Source organism: Acinetobacter pengchengensis (genome assembly GCF_982235305.1).
Genome location: NZ_CEVATJ010000001.1, coordinates 2,011,609 through 2,030,110, shown reverse-complemented (window position 1 = coordinate 2,030,110; position 18,502 = coordinate 2,011,609). Strand labels below are relative to the sequence as shown.

The 18,502-nt window shown below is 43.2% G+C and carries 17 protein-coding genes and 1 pseudogene; 17 read left to right on the top strand and 1 reads right to left on the bottom strand.

The window, feature by feature from the left end:
* The first annotated feature begins 42 nt into the window (after positions 1-42).
* Complete coding sequence (locus AC0T5Z_RS09905) at positions 43-954, top strand: polyprenyl synthetase family protein (RefSeq protein ID WP_435337297.1); 912 nt, start codon at positions 43-45, stop codon at positions 952-954.
* 123 nt (positions 955-1,077) lie between these two features.
* Here the strand turns inward: AC0T5Z_RS09905 and AC0T5Z_RS09900 are convergent, their stop codons facing one another.
* Positions 1,078-1,434, bottom strand: a complete 357-nt coding sequence (locus AC0T5Z_RS09900; protein ID WP_435337296.1) for a hypothetical protein — start codon at positions 1,432-1,434, stop codon at positions 1,078-1,080.
* A 441-nt stretch (positions 1,435-1,875) separates the two neighbouring features.
* On the opposite strand from AC0T5Z_RS09900, the gene ndhC reads away from it, so the two are divergent.
* The 16 genes and pseudogenes from ndhC to AC0T5Z_RS09820 all read left to right on the top strand — a co-directional run.
* A complete protein-coding gene (ndhC, locus tag AC0T5Z_RS09895; RefSeq protein WP_234114631.1) occupies positions 1,876-2,421 on the top strand; it encodes an NADH-quinone oxidoreductase subunit A in 546 nt (181 codons plus the stop codon).
* Positions 2,422-2,427: 6 nt separating this feature from the next.
* On the top strand, positions 2,428-3,105 hold the full coding sequence (locus AC0T5Z_RS09890; RefSeq protein ID WP_004975447.1) for a NuoB/complex I 20 kDa subunit family protein: 678 nt from the start codon (positions 2,428-2,430) through the stop codon (positions 3,103-3,105).
* Between the two features lie 85 nt (positions 3,106-3,190).
* Complete coding sequence (nuoC, locus tag AC0T5Z_RS09885) at positions 3,191-4,978, top strand: NADH-quinone oxidoreductase subunit C/D (protein ID WP_435337295.1); 1,788 nt, start codon at positions 3,191-3,193, stop codon at positions 4,976-4,978.
* Positions 4,979-4,992: 14 nt separating this feature from the next.
* A complete protein-coding gene (gene nuoE / locus AC0T5Z_RS09880; protein ID WP_004975451.1) occupies positions 4,993-5,502 on the top strand; it encodes an NADH-quinone oxidoreductase subunit NuoE in 510 nt (169 codons plus the stop codon).
* Positions 5,499-6,836, top strand: coding sequence for an NADH-quinone oxidoreductase subunit NuoF (nuoF, locus tag AC0T5Z_RS09875; RefSeq protein WP_435337294.1), 1,338 nt, complete (start codon positions 5,499-5,501; stop codon positions 6,834-6,836). Before nuoE ends, nuoF begins: the two co-directional genes overlap by 4 nt.
* Positions 6,837-6,847: 11 nt before the next feature.
* Positions 6,848-9,532: an NADH-quinone oxidoreductase subunit NuoG gene (nuoG, locus tag AC0T5Z_RS09870; protein WP_291341296.1), complete on the top strand. Its 2,685-nt coding sequence runs from the start codon at positions 6,848-6,850 to the stop codon at positions 9,530-9,532.
* A gap of 3 nt (positions 9,533-9,535) precedes the next feature.
* Positions 9,536-10,555 (top strand): NADH-quinone oxidoreductase subunit NuoH, encoded by a 1,020-nt coding sequence (gene nuoH, locus AC0T5Z_RS09865; protein WP_234114635.1) that lies wholly within the window; start codon positions 9,536-9,538, stop codon positions 10,553-10,555.
* Between the two features lie 18 nt (positions 10,556-10,573).
* Positions 10,574-11,116 carry an NADH-quinone oxidoreductase subunit NuoI gene (gene nuoI / locus AC0T5Z_RS09860; protein WP_004975460.1) on the top strand — a complete coding sequence of 181 codons (543 nt, stop codon included), beginning with the start codon at positions 10,574-10,576 and terminating at the stop codon, positions 11,114-11,116.
* A complete protein-coding gene (gene nuoJ, locus AC0T5Z_RS09855) occupies positions 11,116-11,634 on the top strand; it encodes an NADH-quinone oxidoreductase subunit J (protein WP_171062597.1) in 519 nt (172 codons plus the stop codon). The genes nuoI and nuoJ overlap by 1 nt, the downstream gene beginning before the upstream one ends.
* Positions 11,634-11,942: an NADH-quinone oxidoreductase subunit NuoK gene (gene nuoK / locus AC0T5Z_RS09850; RefSeq protein ID WP_291341291.1), complete on the top strand. Its 309-nt coding sequence runs from the start codon at positions 11,634-11,636 to the stop codon at positions 11,940-11,942. The genes nuoJ and nuoK overlap by 1 nt, the downstream gene beginning before the upstream one ends.
* On the top strand, positions 11,939-13,834 hold the full coding sequence (gene nuoL / locus AC0T5Z_RS09845; RefSeq protein ID WP_435337293.1) for an NADH-quinone oxidoreductase subunit L: 1,896 nt from the start codon (positions 11,939-11,941) through the stop codon (positions 13,832-13,834). Before nuoK ends, nuoL begins: the two co-directional genes overlap by 4 nt.
* A 1-nt stretch (position 13,835) precedes the next feature.
* On the top strand, positions 13,836-15,449 hold the full coding sequence (gene nuoM / locus AC0T5Z_RS09840) for an NADH-quinone oxidoreductase subunit M (RefSeq protein ID WP_435337292.1): 1,614 nt from the start codon (positions 13,836-13,838) through the stop codon (positions 15,447-15,449).
* Between the two features lie 3 nt (positions 15,450-15,452).
* Complete coding sequence (gene nuoN / locus AC0T5Z_RS09835) at positions 15,453-16,946, top strand: NADH-quinone oxidoreductase subunit NuoN (RefSeq protein ID WP_435337291.1); 1,494 nt, start codon at positions 15,453-15,455, stop codon at positions 16,944-16,946.
* Between the two features lie 125 nt (positions 16,947-17,071).
* On the top strand, positions 17,072-17,707 hold the full coding sequence (upp, locus tag AC0T5Z_RS09830) for a uracil phosphoribosyltransferase (protein ID WP_435337290.1): 636 nt from the start codon (positions 17,072-17,074) through the stop codon (positions 17,705-17,707).
* 81 nt (positions 17,708-17,788) lie between these two features.
* A complete protein-coding gene (locus AC0T5Z_RS09825) occupies positions 17,789-18,082 on the top strand; it encodes a cold-shock protein (protein ID WP_236162523.1) in 294 nt (97 codons plus the stop codon).
* Positions 18,083-18,167: 85 nt separating this feature from the next.
* Positions 18,168-18,281, top strand: a pseudogene (locus AC0T5Z_RS09820) (cold-shock protein); the annotation flags it as partial.
* Between the last annotated feature and the right edge of the window lie 221 nt (positions 18,282-18,502).

Genomic DNA, 18,502 nt, shown 5'->3' with positions numbered 1-18,502 from the left:
GCTTACTGCTTATTAGAAATGAATCAATCAATCGAGGCGAATGTGTCATCACTTCACGATTTACAGGCGCATGCATTAACCGCAGCCCAACAACGTATTCAGCAAGACTTGCTTACCGCTTTAGAGGCTTTTGCATTGCCAGAACCGTTAAAGTCTGCCGTGCATCATGCCGTCATGTTGGGTGGAAAACGTGTTCGTCCTGCCTTGTGTTATGCCACTGCAGCATTAAGACCGAATCAAAATTCTGCTGCGGTACGCCGTGCTGCGGTTGCGATTGAACTTATTCATTGCTACTCATTGGCACATGATGATTTGCCATGTATGGACAATGACTTATTGCGTCGTGGCCAACCGACATGTCATGCAGCGTTTGGTGAAGATACTGCGTTGCTGGCAGGCGATATTTTGCAGTCGATGGCATTTGAGATTTTAGGCAGCCGTTTGTTTGATCAGTCTGCTGCGGTAGATCAAGGCATTGTGCTCAAACAGATGCAAATTTTAGCCACCGCTTCTTCAAAAATGGTGTGTGGGCAGGTTTTAGATTTGCAGTCTGAAGGTAAACAGGTAGATCAGGCGACTTTGGAAAATATCCACCGCAACAAAACAGGTGCGTTAATTTCAGCAGCCGTGATGATGGCGGCTGTGACTGTGTTTGATGGACGAGATCAAGCGATTCCGCAATTGCGTGAATATGCGCAGGCGATTGGTTTAGCCTTTCAGGTACAAGATGATATTTTAGATATTATTTCGGATACAGAAGTATTGGGTAAAACTGCAGGGAAAGATCAAGAAGTTGAAAAATCGACCTATCCTGCACTCATGGGCTTGGAAAAAGCACAAGCTTATGCACAAGAATTGCACGATCAAGCCTTTGCTGCATTAACATATTTTAAAAACGACAACGTCTTAGAGTTACAGCAGATATCAGAGTTTTTATTGTCACGTAAAAGCTAAATTATTTTAGATAAGGGGCTTATGGCTCCCGATACTCAAAAGCGAGCAGATGCTCGCTTTTTTGTGCTTTATGAAAGTGTTAGCTGTTTAAAACACACACTTTAATGCAGATTCTATAGGGCTTTATTCTTGCAGGGTTGCATCGGGTGGCAAAATTGCTTTGCCTTGTTTTAAGCTGTCTAAAGCCTCACGGTTAAAATCGACCAATAAAGAATTGTTTTGTGGGTCAATCGCATAACGACTAATTAATTTTTGATCGCCCTGTAGGGTTTCTAGGCGGTATTCATCTGCAATATTCATAATACCGTCTAAATTAATGGTGGCAGATGCTTTGTCTTGGCGAAATAACTCGTAAATATCACGCAAGTCAAAAATTGCATTTTGTGCGTCAGGATGTTTTTCAAAATAATTTTGCAAATGACGAATAAATAATTGCGCAAACATAAAGTAATTTGGTTTGTGAATATAGTCTAAGCTCATGTGTTTACTCCTTATTATTCAAATTTTTAATGCTTACTAGGAATAGCACACTCTGAGTGAAAAATTAAAGAAACTCAGAGCTTAAGTTGCAAAAAATACACAAATTTTTATGTGGCTTAAACTAAGCTGAAACCTGAAGTTGCGATGATCTCTCTATAAATTTAAAAAATTGGCAACGAACCGCTCAATTGGTGTTTTGGAAAAAATAATCACAACTGGCTTATCTATTTGTTAAAGCGATCAAAGAGCCCTGCGGAGTAGTGGAATTCTAAAATATCAAGTATTTGAATAAAAAATCATCCGAAAGACTAAGACTTATGAGCTAGCAAGTGAAATCATAAATCAGGTACAATTGGCGTGATTAATTTTGTGTTTGGTGTATTTGAAGGCCAATACATACATTCTTTGTTAATAAATAGGCCTGCCAGGAGTTATCCCCGCATGAGTGCCATTACTCCATACGAATGGGCAATTATTGCCTTCGTGATCGGCGTTACATTTTTATGCGTCTTTATGCTGACCGTTCCTTTACTCCTTGGGGGTAAATCATGGGGACGTGCAAAGCAAGAGCAGTTTGAGTCGGGTGTTGTAGGTGCTGGTGGAGCACGTATCCGCTTATCTGCAAAGTTCTATTTGGTTGCAATTTTCTTCGTTGTTTTCGACTTGGAAGCACTTTATCTATACGCATGGGCAGCTTCTGTTCGTGAAGTAGGTTGGGTGGGCTTTGCAACGGCTGCTGTATTTATTTTAGTTTTACTCGTTGGCTTAATTTATGAATTATCAACTGGTGCGCTGAACTGGGCTCCATCTGATAAGCGTAAAGCAGCAGGGATTAAACCTAAAATTGGTTCGCCAAATATGGATCTTGCAGAAATCACACGCTTTAACTCAATTGAAGAATTGGTAATGGACCCTACCGGTCAAATTCCAGCTCAATCCTCTGGTCGTGTAAAAAAATCTGCGACTACCTCATCTGACAAGGAGTAACTCGGGATGAAATATACCTTAACCCGTGCGAATCCCGATGCTGATCAATATCCACTTCAAGAGCGTCAAATCGTTACAGATCCGCTTGAAGAAGAAGTGAATAAAAATGTGTTCATGACTCGTTTAGAGGACTTGGCACATACAGCAGTAAACTGGGGACGTAAGAACTCAGTTTGGCCGTTCAACTTTGGTACATCGTGCTGCTACGTAGAGTATGCAACGACATTAACAGGCGTGCATGACTTGTCACGTTTTGGTGCCGAGGTTATTCGTGCTTCACCACGTCAGGCAGACTTGATGATTGTTGCAGGTACGTGTTTTGTGAAAATGGCACCTGTAATTCAGCGTTTGTACGAGCAAATGCTTGAGCCTAAATGGGTTATCTCAATGGGCGCATGTGCAAACTCAGGTGGTATGTACGACATTTATTCAGTTGTACAAGGTGTGGATAAAATCATTCCTGTGGATGTGTACATTCCAGGTTGCCCACCACGTCCTGAAGCATTAATCCAAGCATTGATGTTATTACAAGACCAAATTCAATTAGAGCGTCGTCCGTTATCTGCGGTGATTGGTGATGATCTTAAGCCAGTGTATAAGCCTAAGATGATGCCAGAACGTGACCGTAAGAATGCACAGCGTATTGCGGTGAAAAACTTACGCTCTATGGATGAAATTAAATAATTTAAACGTACAAATATCGATGCACCTGATGGGTGTAGTTGTCGTTTAGGTTGACTGAATTTGTATTAAATAGGAAGCCAAGCCAATGGCTGAAACTGACATTGCTATGCCAGAATCAACAGCAGTTGATTCCCGCCCAGCATTTGCAATTGTAGAAGAGCTCAAAACCAAATTTGGTGAAAACTTCTATGTGCAAACGACTTTTGAAGATTTTCCAACGGTCTGGGTTGAGCGCGCACGCGTACAAGAAGTCTTGATGTTCTTGCGTACAGTGTCACGTCCATACGTGATGCTGTTTGACCTGTCTGCGGTAGATGAGCGTTTACGTACGCACCGCGATGGTCTACCTGCGTCTGACTTTACTGTGTTCTATCACTTGTTATCGCTTGAGCGTAACACGGATATTCGTATTAAAGTTGCGTTGAATGAGAACGATCTCAACATTCCAACAGCAACCAATATTTGGCCAAATGCCAACTGGTACGAGCGTGAAGCTTACGATATGTTTGGTATCAACTTCGAAGGGCATCCAATGCTTCGTCGTATCTTGTTGCCAACCTATTGGGAAGGTCATCCGTTACGCAAAGAGTATTCTGCACGTGCAACGGAATATACACCGTATATGCAGAACCAAGCCAAACAAGACTTCGAACAAGAACATCTACGCTTTGTGCCTGAAGATTGGGGCTTAAAGCGCGGTAATAAAGACGAAGACTTTATGTTCTTGAACTTGGGTCCTAACCACCCATCTGCACACGGTGCGTTCCGTGTAATTTTGCAGTTGGATGGTGAAGAAGTGAAAGACTGTGTGCCAGATATTGGCTATCACCACCGCGGTGTGGAAAAGATGGCTGAACGTCAAACTTGGCATTCATTCATTCCTTATACAGACCGTGTCGACTACTTGGGTGGTTGTGCGCAAAACATGCCGTATGTGATGGGTGTGGAACAACTGGCAGGCATTACTGTGCCAGACCGCGCACAATGTATTCGTGTCATGATGTCGGAATTATTTCGTATCAATAACCACTTATTGTTCATCGGTACTGCAATTCAGGATGCGGGCGGTATGACCCCTGTATTCTATATGTTCGCAGACCGTCAAAAAATCTATGATGCGATTGAAGCGATCACAGGTTACCGTATGCACCCGGCTTGGTTCCGTATCGGTGGTACCGCACACGACTTACCAAACAACTGGCAGCACCTAATTCGTGAAATCTTGGAGTGGATGCCAAAACGTATGAATGAATACTACACTGCGGCATTACGCAACTCGGTATTCATGGGTCGTACGCAAGGCGTTGCACAGTATGATGCGAAATCTGCTTTGGCTTGGGGTGTGACAGGTACAGGTTTACGTGCAACTGGTATTGATTTTGATGTGCGTAAATACCGTCCATACAGTGGTTATGAAAACTATGACTTTGATGTGCCATTAGAGTACGAAGGCGATGCTTACGCACGTGTGTTGGTACACTTCCGTGAAATCGAAGAGTCATTGAAAATCATCAAACAATGTCTAGATAACATGCCATCTGGTCCATATAAAGCAGACCATCCATTGGCTGTTCCACCACCAAAAGACAAGACATTACAAGATATTGAAACCTTGATTACGCACTTCTTAAGCGTGTCTTGGGGTCCTGTAATGCCTGCTGGTGAAGCATCTGTAATGGCAGAAGTGGTGAAAGGTGCATCTAACTATTACTTGACTTCAGATAAGTCGACGATGAGTTACCGTACCCGTATTCGTACACCAACTTTCACGCATTTACAGCAAATGCCTTCTGTGATTAACGGCAGTCTGGTATCTGACTTAATCATTTATTTAGCGACCATTGACGTCGTAATGGCAGACGTGGATCGCTAAGGGGTAAACGCATTATGATGATTTTGACTGATAAAAAGCCACGTGTGAATGTTGAAGGGATTTTAACTGCGGAAGAAATCCATGAAATTGAACATCACATTGGTCATTATCCGTACCCACGTGCAGCATCTTTAGATGCCTTGAAGTGTGTACAGCGCCGTAATGGCTGGGTAGATGACGCGCAGTTAAATGCGATTGCACAGCTTCTCACCATCAGCGTTGCTGATTTAGAAGGTGTTGCAACTTTCTATAACCGTATTTATCGCCAGCCTGTAGGTCGCCACGTGATTTTATTGTGTGACTCGATTGCATGCTTCTTGATGGGTGCAGAAACACTGGCAGAAGCATTCCAACGTGAATTAGGCATTCAGTTTGGTCAAACGACTGCAGATGGTCGTTTCACGTTATTGCCAATTTGCTGTTTAGGAAATTGCGACAAGGGACCAACCTTGATGATTGATGAAGATACTCACGGTTTAGTTGAGGTGACATCGGTGCAACAGTTATTGGAGAAGTATGTATGAATACCGAACCAAGACCAATTTATGGTGACGGTAACCCAGAAACGCATCCATTAACTTGGCGTTTAAGCAAGCAAGAGCACGTGCGTAATGCAGATGATTACGAAGCGCTAGAAGGTTATGCAGGCTTTAAGAAAGCGATTTTTATGCCGCCTAAAGATGTGCTTGAAGTCATTAAAGCTGCGACAGTAAAAGGTCGTGGTGGTGCAGGCTTCCCAGCAGGGATCAAATGGTCACTGATGGCGCCAAACGACAATTCAGGTCCACGTTACCTGATTTGTAATGCCGATGAGATGGAGCCGGGTACTTTCAAAGACCGTTTGTTGATGGAAAAACTTCCTCACCAACTGATTGAAGGTATGTTGATTGCAGCTTATACGCTTGAAGCTACACACGGTTATATCTTTATTCGTGGCGAATACATCGAAGCTGCACAGTACTTAAATGAAGCGATTGAGCAAATTCGTGCCAAAGGTTATTTGGGCGAAAACATTTTAGGTACCAACTGGGGCTTTGAGCTATACGTGCACACAGGCGCAGGTCGTTATATCTGTGGTGAAGAAACCGCATTGATTAACTCACTTGAAGGTCGTCGTGCAAACCCACGTACTAAGCCACCATTCCCGCAAGTTGCAGGGGCATGGGGTCGTCCAACAATTGTCAACAACGTAGAAACCTATAACAACTTACCTGCAATCATGTTGCGTGGTGCAGAGTGGTATATCGGTTTATCTGCAGGCAAATCGAAAGACCCAGGCACAAAAATTTACGGTGCTTCTGGTAAGGTGAAATTCCCAGGTCTATGGGAGCTTCCATTTGGTACGACTGCACGTGAAGTAATTGAAGACTATGCGGGTGGCATGCGTGATGGTTTGAAGTTAAAAGCATGGTTACCAGGTGGTGCATCTACCGACTTCTTGGCAGCAGAACACATTGACTTGCCAATGGATGCAGAAAGCATCATGAAGGCTGGTTCACGTTTAGGTACGTGTTTGCTTATGGTGGTCGATGAAACCCAGTGTATGGTTTCTGCAACCCGTAACTTAGAAGAATTCTTTGCGCGCGAATCATGTGGTTTCTGTACGCCATGTCGTGATGGCTTACCATGGGCTGTGAAAGCACTCAAAGCAATTGAGAATGGGGAAGGAAAAGAAGAAGACATTCAACATCTTCAAGAACTCACCAAAAAATTGTGGATTGGTAAGACCTTCTGTGCTCACGCACCAGGTGCGATGGAGCCATTAATGGGCGCACTCAAATATTTCCGTAGCGAGTTTGAAGCAAAAGTGGCAAATAGCCGTCCTGCTGCTCAAGCTAGCAACGTAGAACAAGCTTAAGGAATTCGACTATGGCTACAATTCATGTCGATGGAAAATCGTACGAAGTCAATGGCTCGGAAAACTTGCTGCAAGCATGTTTGAGCCTTGGGATCGACATTCCGTACTTTTGTTGGCATCCATCCTTAGGTTCTGTCGGTTCTTGCCGTCAATGTGCCGTGACCCAATATGCGAACCCTGAAGATACTCGTGGTCGCTTGGTGATGTCATGTATGACACCTGCTGCTGACAATACCTATATCTCTATTGAAGACAAGGAAGCGACTGAGTTCCGTGCTTCAATTGTAGAGTTCTTGATGACGAACCACCCGCACGACTGTCCAGTCTGTGAAGAAGGTGGTCACTGTCATTTACAAGATATGACTGTAATGACGCAGCATGACCGTCGTCGTTACCGCTTCACCAAACGTACGCACTATAACCAAGAGCTAGGTTCGTTCATTGCACATGAAATGAACCGTTGTATCGCATGTTATCGTTGTGTGCGTTACTACAAAGACTATGCAGGTGGTACAGACTTTGGCGTTTATGCCAACGCATCACGTGTTTACTTTGGTCGTCCTGAATCGGGTACTTTGGAATCTGAATTCTCTGGTAACTTGACTGAAGTATGTCCAACAGGTGTATTTACCGACAAAACGCACTCTGCACGTTATAACCGTAAGTGGGACATGCAGTATGCGCCAAGCGTATGCCAAGGCTGTTCTTCTGGCTGTAACATTTCTCCAGGTGAGCGTTATGGCGAATTACGTCGTGTAGAAAACCGCTTTAACGGTGAAGTTAACCAATACTTCCTGTGCGACAAAGGTCGTTTCGGTACAGGTTATGTGAACCGTGAAGATCGTCCACGTCAGCCACAGTTCCGTAATGGTGCGAGTGTAGAAACCGTTTCTGTAGATACTGCACTTGATACGATTATTGCCAAAGTTCAAGGCAAAAAAGTTTTGGGTATTGGTTCGCCACGTGCATCGCTTGAATCAAACTTTACTTTGCGTGAGTTAGTGGGTCAAGACAACTACTCAACGGGCTTATCGCAAAAAGAGCAAAACTTGGTAGAGCTTGCAGCTTCAATCATGCAAACCGAAGGTATTTACAACCCAGGTATGCGTGAAATTGAAGATTACGATGCTGTGTTAATTTTGGGTGAAGATTTAACCCAAACTGCACCACGTATGGCGTTGTCTGTGCGTCAAGCGGCGAAAAATAAAGCCAAAGAAATGGCGGCAGAGCGTCGTACCCCAGACTGGTTGGCTGAACCTGTACAACGTATTGCGCAAGATGCAAAATCACCAATTTACATTTTGGCTGCAACACAAACCCGTTTAGCTGATGTCGCAACTGGTGAAGTGGTTGCTTCTCCAAACGATATTGCACGTTTAGGTTTTGCGATTGCAGCTGCAGTAGTAGGCGATGTAATCACTGGTTTAGATGACGATGCTAAAGCATTTGCACAAACTATTGCCGACACGTTAAAAGCTGCGAAAAAGCCATTGGTGATTTCAGGTACAAGCTTACAAGAAGCTGCCATTATGGAAGCGGCTGCACAAGTGGCACAAAACTTGGGCGCAAATGCAGGTTTAAGCTTAACTGTGCCAGAAGTGAACTCAATGGGCTTGGCTATTTTTGGTGGTCAAAGCTTAGAGCAAGCATTTGCACAAGATTATGATGCTGTGATTGTGGTTGAAAATGACTTATACCGTCGTTTACCTGCGGCACAAGTTGATGCCGCTTTGGCTAAAGCACAAGATGTCATTGTGTTAGATCATTCTGAAACAGCAACTGTGCAAAAAGCCAATATCGTACTTTCTGCAGCAAGCTTTGCGGAAGGTGATGGTACGGTGGTGAGTCAGGAAGGTCGTGCACAACGCTTCTTCCAAGTTTATGACCCAAGCTACTACAAACCTGAATTGGCGATTAAGGAATCTTGGCGCTGGTTACACGCGCTTGAAACAGGCTTAAAAGGTAAAGCAATTTCCTGGACTGTTTTAGATGACGTGATTGAATCTGTTGCGAAAAATGTTCCAGCACTTGAAGCAATTCAGGATGTTGCACCAGATGCAGGCTTCCGTGTACATGGCTTGAAAGTTGCGCGTGAACCACGTCGTTACTCAGGTCGTACAGCTATGCGTGCGCCGTTATCTATTCACGAGCCGAAACAACCTGTCGATGTCGATTCTGCATTAACGTTCTCTATGGAAGGTTATGTAGGTAATCAAACGCCAGCGGCACTTGTACCATTTGCATGGTCTGCAGGTTGGAACTCGCCACAAGCTTGGAACAAATTCCAAGACAGCGTAGGTGGTCACTTAAAAGGTGGCGACTCAGGTATTCGTTTATTCGACCGTTTGGCAAAACGTCCTGCACGTAGCTATGTTGCACCTGCACCAGTGCTTGCTAATCCAGACAGCTTCCGTTTAATTCCAATGCATCACATTTTTGCATCGGGTGAATTTACGGTGAAAACACCTGCAATGGAATCACGTATTCCTGAAGCAGTATTTGCTGTAGGTACGCAGGATGCACAGCGTTTGAATCTACAAGATGGTCAAAAAATTACTGTACAAACAGGCGAAACATCTATCGTGTTGCCAGTGCAAGTGATTGAATATTTACCTACAGGTTATATTGGCTACCCAATTGGTCTCGCACCAACGGTATCTCTTGCTGAGCCTGTTTCAGTCGCGGTAGGAGTGTAATTCATGCAAGAAGAATTAATCCGTCAGACGCCGCTGTGGGCTGAGAACTGGCCAATTGCCTATTCAGTCATTCAAGCGATTGTCATCTTACTGGTTGTAGTATTGATTGCTGCACTCATGTCTTTTATTGAGCGTCGTTTACTGGGCTTATGGCAAGACCGTTATGGTCCGAACCGTGTAGGTCCAGGCGGTATGTTCCAGATTGTTGCCGACATGCTGAAAATCATGTTCAAAGAAGACTGGACACCAAAATTTGCCGACAAACTTACGTTCCGTATGGCACCAGCGGTTGCAATGGCAACTGCGGTACTGTCATTCATGGTTATTCCTGTGTCACCTTATTTAGGTGTGGCAGACATGAGCATTGGCCTGTTGTTCTTTATGGCAATGGCAGGTATCGCAGTGTATGCGGTGTTATTTGGTGGTTGGTCATCAAATAACAAATACGCATTACTTGGTGGTTTACGTTCAGCTGCTCAAACCATTTCTTATGAAGTTTTCTTGGGTATTTCACTCATGGGTGTGGTTGCAATTGCAGGCTCATTCAACATGCGTGAAATTGTTGAAGCGCAACGTGATGTTTGGTTTGTGATTCCACAATTCTTAGGTTTCTTGATTTTCGTGGTTGCGGGCGTTGCGGTAACTCACCGTCACCCATTTGACCAACCAGAAGCAGAACAAGAATTGGCAGAAGGTTATCACGTCGAATATGGCGGTATGAAGTGGGGGATGTTCTTCGTTGCAGAATATGTCAACGTAGTTCTGATCTCTGCACTTATCGTGACTTTATTCTTCGGTGGATGGCTTGCGCCGTTTAACCTTGAAATTCCATTCATTCCAGCAGCTTTCTGGTTCATTATCAAAACAGCATTCTTTGTGATGATGTTTGTCTTGGCACGTGGTTCTTTAATGCGTCCACGTTATGACCAAGTGATGAACTTTGGTTGGAAAATTTGCTTGCCATTGGCGCTTGTTAACCTTTTGGTAACTGGTGCTGTGATTCTTATGAATCATTCGGCCTAAGACAGCAGGGAGAACAATATGTTTAAGTTTCTAGCTGGGTTTGGGTCAATTGTACGTTCACTGTGGATGGTTTTCTCACACGTGACACGTAAACGTGACACCATTTTGTATCCGGAAGTACCAGCCGAAGAAATTGTACCTCCACGCTTCCGTGGTCGTATTGTGTTAACACGCGATCCAGATGGCGAAGAGCGTTGTGTAGCATGTAACCTCTGTGCAGTTGCCTGCCCAGTAGGTTGTATTTCACTGCAAAAAGCAGAACAGGAAGATGGTCGTTGGTATCCAGAGTTTTTCCGTATCAACTTCTCACGCTGTATTTTCTGCGGTATGTGTGAAGAAGCATGTCCAACGACTGCAATTCAGTTAACACCTGACTTTGAGTTAGGTGAATATGTGCGTCAAGACTTGGTGTATGAGAAAGAACACTTACTCATTTCAGGTCCTGGTAAATATCCTGACTACAACTTCTACCGCGTAACCGGTATGGCTGTTACAGGTAAAGACAAAGGTCAAGCGCAACGTGAAAGCGCACCTATTGATGTACGGAGTCTATTACCATGATGTGGCCGTTTTATTTGATGGCACTCGTGGCCATTGTTTCTACGGTTCGTGTAGTGACTAACGCGAACCCAGTACATGCTTTACTAAGCTTGATCGTGTCATTACTTGCTGTTGCAGGTATGTTCATGATCGTGGGAGCGCCATTTGCTGGCGCCTTGGAAATCATTGTTTATGCGGGTGCGATCATGGTCTTGTTCGTATTCGTGGTGATGATGCTCAACCTCGGTCAGCAAACTGTTGAACAAGAGCGTAAATGGTTGACTTCATCAACTTGGGCTTACCCAGCGTTGATGAGCTTCCTGATTGGTTTGGTTTTAGTGTGGTCATTAAGCTCAGACTACACTGCACCAAGCGCGCTTATGGGCACAGAGATGGTGGGTCCAAAAGCAGTAGGTCAAGCACTCTTTACTCAGTACTTATTGTTGGTTGAAGTTGCCGCAATGTTATTACTTGCAGCCTTGGTTGCAGGCTTCCACATCGGTAAACGTGAACCAAGTGCAGAAGAGGAAAAAGAATAATGGGCAACATCCCTTTAGAACATGGTTTGATTGTCGCGACCATTCTTTTTGCACTTGGTTTTTACGGTGTAATGGTGCGACGCAACCTACTATTTATTTTAATGGGCCTTGAAATCATGATGAACGCTGCTGCATTTGCGTTTGTCATGGCTGGTAGTGCATGGGTACAACCAGATGGTCAGATCATGTTTATCTTGATCTTGACACTTGCTGCGGCAGAGGCGTGTATCGGTCTTGCGATCGTCCTTCAGTTCTATCATCGCTTCCATCATTTGGATGTGGATGCTGCTAGTGAGATGCGCGGATGAGTTATTTATATCTAACAGTATTGTTTCCGCTCATTGGTTTTATCCTTTTAGCGGCAGGGCGTAACAACTTACCTGAAAAAGTTGCTGCGATTATTGGCGTAGGTTCAGTAGGTCTGTCTGCATTATTTGCGTTAATTGCAGGCATGGACTTTGTAAACAACGGTTCGGTTGCAACGACTCAATATTTATGGACTTGGTTCAATGTTGGTGGTTTTGCACCTGAGTTTAGCTTGCACCTAGACGGTTTATCTTTGCTCATGCTAGGCATGATTACAGGCGTGGGTTTCTTAATTCACATCTTTGCATCATGGTATATGCGTGGTGAAGAGGACTTCGCACGTTTCTTCTCTTACTTCAACTTGTTCGTTGCGAGCATGTTGCTGTTGGTACTTGGCGATAACTTGGCGTTATTGTTCTTAGGTTGGGAAGGTGTAGGTCTGTGCTCTTACTTGCTGATTGGTTATTACTACCAAAACCCTGCAAATGGTTTTGCCGCAATCAAAGCATTTACCGTAACACGTGTGGGTGACGTTTTCCTACTGATCGCGTTGTTCTTGTTGTATCAACAATTTGGTACTTTGAACACACAATACATCGTAGAAAATGCAGCCAATGTAATGACTCAAAGCTCGTCTATCACTATTTGGACAGCGTTAATGTTGTTCTTGGGTGCTGCGGGTAAATCTGCGCAAATTCCGTTACAAACTTGGTTAGCAGATGCGATGGCAGGTCCTACACCTGTATCTGCATTGATCCACGCTGCGACCATGGTCACTGCGGGTGTTTATTTATGCTGCCGTATGTTCAGCGTATTTGAACTTGCGCCTGAAGTGATGTTATTCATTTCAATTACAGGTGCTGTGACCTTAATGGTTGCTGGTTTTGCAGCATTGGTTCAAACCGACATCAAACGTATTTTGGCTTACTCAACCATGAGTCAGCTAGGCTATATGTTTATGGCAGTTGGTGCAGAAGCATACCAAGCGGGTTTGTTCCACATGCTCACTCACGCATTCTTCAAGGCATTATTATTCTTGTCTTCTGGTGCGGTGATTTTGGCTTACCATCACGAACAAAACATTTTCAAAATGGGCGGCTTGTTCTACAAGAACAAATTCCTGTTTGCATGTTTCGCAATTGGTGGCGGTGCATTGGCAGCGATTCCATTCTTGACCATTGGTTTCTTCTCAAAAGACGCTATTTTGGCAGCAGTTTGGACGCAAAGTCATATCGCAGGTATTCCGCTATATAACAGCTTATATTGGGTGGGTGTAGCTGGTGCATTCTTAACATCAATTTATACATTCCGTTTAATTTGGGTTGTATTCTTTGGTAAAGAAAACACACCGTATCACGAGATCAAAGGCGCAACTTATTGGTTCCCATTGGCAGTACTTGCCGTACTTTCAACTGGTTTAGCAATTGTTTTAAAAGCGCCAGTGATGAGCATTCTCAATGCTGCAAAAATCCCAGCATTTGTGATTCCTGAAGCATTAGAAGCAGGCGCACATGGTGCAGAGTATGTTGCAATTGGTGTGGCTTTGGCAGGTTTAGCTGTAGGTGCTGTGTTATTTGCCTTTGCTTACAATGCGGTAAAAGGATTCGCACAAACTTCATTGGGTGCAGGTCTTGCCAATATTTGCCGTAATGCACTTGGTTTCGATGCGTTGTATGACATCGTATTTGTAAAACCATACTTGCTGATTGCCAAACTATTAGGTCGTGATCCAGTGGATGCTATGTGGTTAATACTGCCTGCACTGGTGAAAGGTGGTCATAGCTTTACAAGTTCACGTCAAACTGGTTCATTACGTGAGTACGCATCGAGTATGGCACTTGGTGTGGTGGTCTTACTAATGATCTTGATCGTGATTCAGGTCGTGGGGAAATAAGATGGATACTCCAAACAATTTAATTCTACCCGCGCTGATCCTTGTTCCGTTCATTGCAGGTTTTATTTGCTGGTTGGTCGATAAACTCGACGATAAATTGCCGCGTTACATTGCTTTAGTAGGCATGCTCGTTACTTTGGGCTTAACTGTCGCATTGTGGCAAGGTGCTAGCTATAACTATGAATTAGGCGCTCAAGTTCCAACTTGGTCGGCTGAATTTATGTTGCCTTGGATTCAAACACTAGGCATCAACATTCACTTAGCAGTGGATGGCTTATCTTTACTCATGGTAGGTTTAACTGCATTACTGGGTATTTTGGCGGTAGGTTGTTCATTTGGTGAGATTCAAAAGAACGTCGGTTTCTTCCACCTGAACCTTTTATGGTCTTTGGGCGGGGTAATTGGTGTATTCCTTGCGATTGACTTGTTCCTGTTCTTCTTCTTCTGGGAGATGATGCTTGTACCAATCTACTTCCTGATTGCGTTATGGGGTCATAAAGGTTCAAATGGTCGTTCACGTGTTTATGCTGCAACCAAATTCTTCATCTACACGCAAGTTGCTGGTTTAATCATGTTGGTGGGTATCTTAGGTCTAGTGATCTACGGATACATGATGTCAGGTACGATTTCGTTCAACTACAACTATTTATTGGCTGTAGCGAATACACTTGATGCACAGTTACCAGCAGTCGCTTATGCCTTCATGATCTGTTTATTCATCGGTTTTGCGGTAAAACTTCCAGTTTTCCCATTACATGGTTGGTTACCAGATGCACACGCACAAGCGCCTACAGCAGGTTCTGTCGATCTTGCAGGTATTTTGATTAAAACTGCGGCATACGGTTTATTACGTTTCGTAATTCCATTCTTCCCAGCGGCTTCTGCTCAGTTTGCTGACATTGCCATTATTTTGGGTTTAATTGGTGTGTTCTACGGTGCGTGGTGTGCTTTCCAGCAAACCGATATGAAGCGTTTACTTGCCTATACCTCAATTTCGCACATGGGCTTCGTATTACTTGCAATTTATGCAGGTAATATCCTAACTTACCAAGGCTTAATGATCATGATGTTGGCACATGGCTTGTCATCTGCTGCATTGTTCATTATGTGTGGTCAAATTTACGAGCGCGTACACACACGTGACATGCGTTTAATGGGCGGTATTCGTGGTCAATTCCAATACCTTTCATTCTTCCTTATGTTCTTTGTGGCTGCGTTAGTCGGTATTCCTGGTTTAGGTAACTTTATTGGTGAATTCCTAATTTTAATGGGTTCATTTGAACAGTTTCCAGCCTTCACAATTATTGCGGCAATCAGCTTAGTTTTTGCAGGTGTTTACGGTTTAATCCTGATTCACAAAGCCTTATTTGGTGTACCAAATGAAGAGCAAAAACAGCACTATGCAAATCCGTTAAAAGATTTAAATGCACGTGAAGTTGTGATCCTTTCAATTTGTGCGCTGGGTCTAGTATGGCTTGGTCTTTATCCACAAACCTTCCTTGATGTTTCAAATTCAAGTATGGCGTGGTTAGCAAATAGCTACATCCCTGTTCAAGAAGTAGTTGAAGTTACTCAAGAAGTAACAGCTCAACTCGAAAATGTGGAGATCCAATAAGCCATGAACTTCACAATGTCATTTTCTGAGCTTATGCCTTTAGCTCCTGTGATGATCGTGGCTTTAACTGCGATTGTCGTGATGATCCTTACTGCAATTAAGCGTAACCATAACTTAATTGCTACAGCATCAGTAGTGGGTTTGAACCTCGCTGCTGCTTACCTATTACTCATGATGTTTGGCGGGAATTTTGCTCCTGCCAGCGTGATGGGCATGTTTATGATTGATCCGTTCACCTTGTTATATCAACTGGTGATTCTGATCGCAGCATTGGCATGTTCTACTTTGTCGCATGCCTATATTGAAACGTATAAAGACAACCGCGAAGAACTCTACATTTTAATGTTATGTTCTGTAGTGGGCGCTATGTTGATGGTGTCAAGTTCGCACTATGCATCGTTCTTCATCAGCCTTGAGTTAATGTCAATTCCTATGTATGGCTTATTGGCATATACCCACCAGCGTTCTAAATCTTTAGAAGCGGGCGTGAAATACTTGGTATTGTCTGCAACTGCATCAGCAATGTTGCTTATGGGCATGGCGTATATTTATGCGTACACAGGTTCATTGTCGTTCTATGACTCTGTGCAAGCATTAATGCAAAATATCCAACAGCCATTGGTGATTTTAGGTTTAGGCTTAATTGTCTTTGCTGTGGCATTTAAACTGTCTTTGGCACCATTCCACAAATGGACACCAGACGTTTATGACGGTGCACCTGCACCAATCGCAACTTTCCTTGCGACTGTAGCTAAAGTAGCAACCATTGGTTTGTTTGTGCGTTACATGTTGGGTTCAGGTGCAATCCTGATCGACTCGATTGTAACCATCATGAGCATTATTGCCGTGCTTTCAATTTTGGTGGGTAACTTCCTTGCTGTACGTCAAGTGAACCTTAAACGTATTTTGGCTTACTCATCAATTGCACACTTTGGTTATTTGTTGATTGGTTTAATCAGCATGACTTATGCAAGCTTGGGCAATGTCAGCGTTTATGTGATTACCTATGTCTTGACGACTATTGGTGCTTTTGGTGCAGTGGCATTAATGTCGAGCCCATACAACAACGTAGCAGAAGCAGAAAGCTTGGCTGACTACCGTGGTTTGTTCTGGCGTCGTCCAGTATTGACTGCTGTACTAACCGTGATGATGCTTTCTCTAGCTGGTATTCCACTCACTGCAGGCTTCATTGGTAAGTTCTTGGTGGTGATGGCTGCGGTAACGACTCAGCATTGGTTCTTAGCTGCGATGATCATCGTGGGTTCAGGTATTGGTTTGTACTATTATTTGCGCGTTATGGTGGTGATGTATATGACACCACCAGACGAACCAAAAATGGACGCTGTCGATCATTGGGGGCAAAAAGTGGGCGGTATTATGGTATTGGCTGCAGCTTTAGCAGTATTGGTGATTGGTGTTTATCCAGACCCAATTATCAAAATTGCGCTGGAAGCTGAAATTTTATCACCAATCCATTTCATGCTGTCACAGCAATAATTTGAAAGAATTTTAACTTTCAGTCAAAAAGCCTTCATAAATTGAAGGCTTTTTGGTTTATGTACATATTAAAAACAGCATATAATAAAACGCTATTTGCTTTTATTCCTTTTAGGTGTTCTCCCGTGGCTATTCATGAAATCCGTCATCCGCTTATTCGTCATAAATTAGGGCTATTACGTCGTGCTGACATCAGCACAAAAAACTTCCGTGAATTGGCACAAGAAGTCACTATGTTGCTGACTTATGAAGCCACCAAAGATTTGCCTATGGTCGAGCACGAGATTGCGGGTTGGAATGGTGCGGTTACTGTAGATCGTATTGCAGGTAAAAAAATTACGGTTGTGCCAATTTTACGTGCAGGTATTGGCATGTTGGATGGTTTCTTGAACCTAATTCCAAGTGCTAAAGTATCTGTACTTGGTTTAGAACGTGATGAAGAAACTTTAGAAGCGCGTACGTATTACAAAAAGTTAGTACCAGATGTACAAAACCGTATCGCGATGATTATTGACCCCATGCTTGCTACAGGTTCATCTTTAGTGGCAGCGATTGATTTGCTTAAAGCCAGTGGTTGTAAAGACATCCGTGTGATGGTGTTGGTTGCAGCGCCAGAAGGCATTCAACGTGTAGAAGCCGCGCATCCAGATGTGGTGATCTTTACTGCATCGGTAGATGATGGTTTAAACCAAGACGGTTATATTGTGCCTGGCTTGGGGGATGCAGGCGATAAAATTTTTGGTTCGGTACAAAAAGATTAAGCTGAATGTTGGTGAAAAAGAGGCATTAACTGCCTCTTTTTTATATACTCATATAAAGTGCAGCGCGTAAAAGGTTAAGCCATGAAATCTGAACAATATCAAGGGAAAATCAAACAATACAATGCCGAAAAAGGCTATGGATTTATTGCCGCACCTGAAGGTGAAGTATTTTTCCATATTTCGGATTTTCCTGCGGCTGTAGGCGAGCCAAAGCGCAATGATCGGGTTAAATTTAATGTGGTTCAAAATGGTGATCGTTATAAAGCCATTAATATTGAACCTATAGAAGATAAATCCAAGAAAGCGAAAAAAGCCAAAGCAGTTGCCGCAAATACGTCGATTACGTCTGCATTGTTATCCAACTTAAAGCGTTAATTTAAATGTTTTCCTGAACAGAAAAGGGGCATTTCCGCCTCTTTTTTTGTACAATAATCAAAAATTAACGTGAAAAGAGTAATTTATGTTTATAGAAGGGAAAATAAAAACTTATAACGAAGAAAGAGGCTTTGGTTTTATTCAAATAGAAGGAGAGCCTAAAGATTTGTTTTTTCATATTAAAGATTTTCCCAATAGACCTTGTATCTTGGAGGTTGTAGTGATTAGCTTCCACTATATGCAAATTGTAGAGTTTGTAATAGACCTAAGACTTTTAGTCTGTGCAAGAGATAAAACCTACAATTTGCCCTAACCACTTGCACAACTCTGGACGGTAACTAAGCACTTTGATGCTGCATTCACAAGAAAAGACGGTGGTTATGCTAAAACAATAATTGAATAATTAAAGCAGGTAAAGAT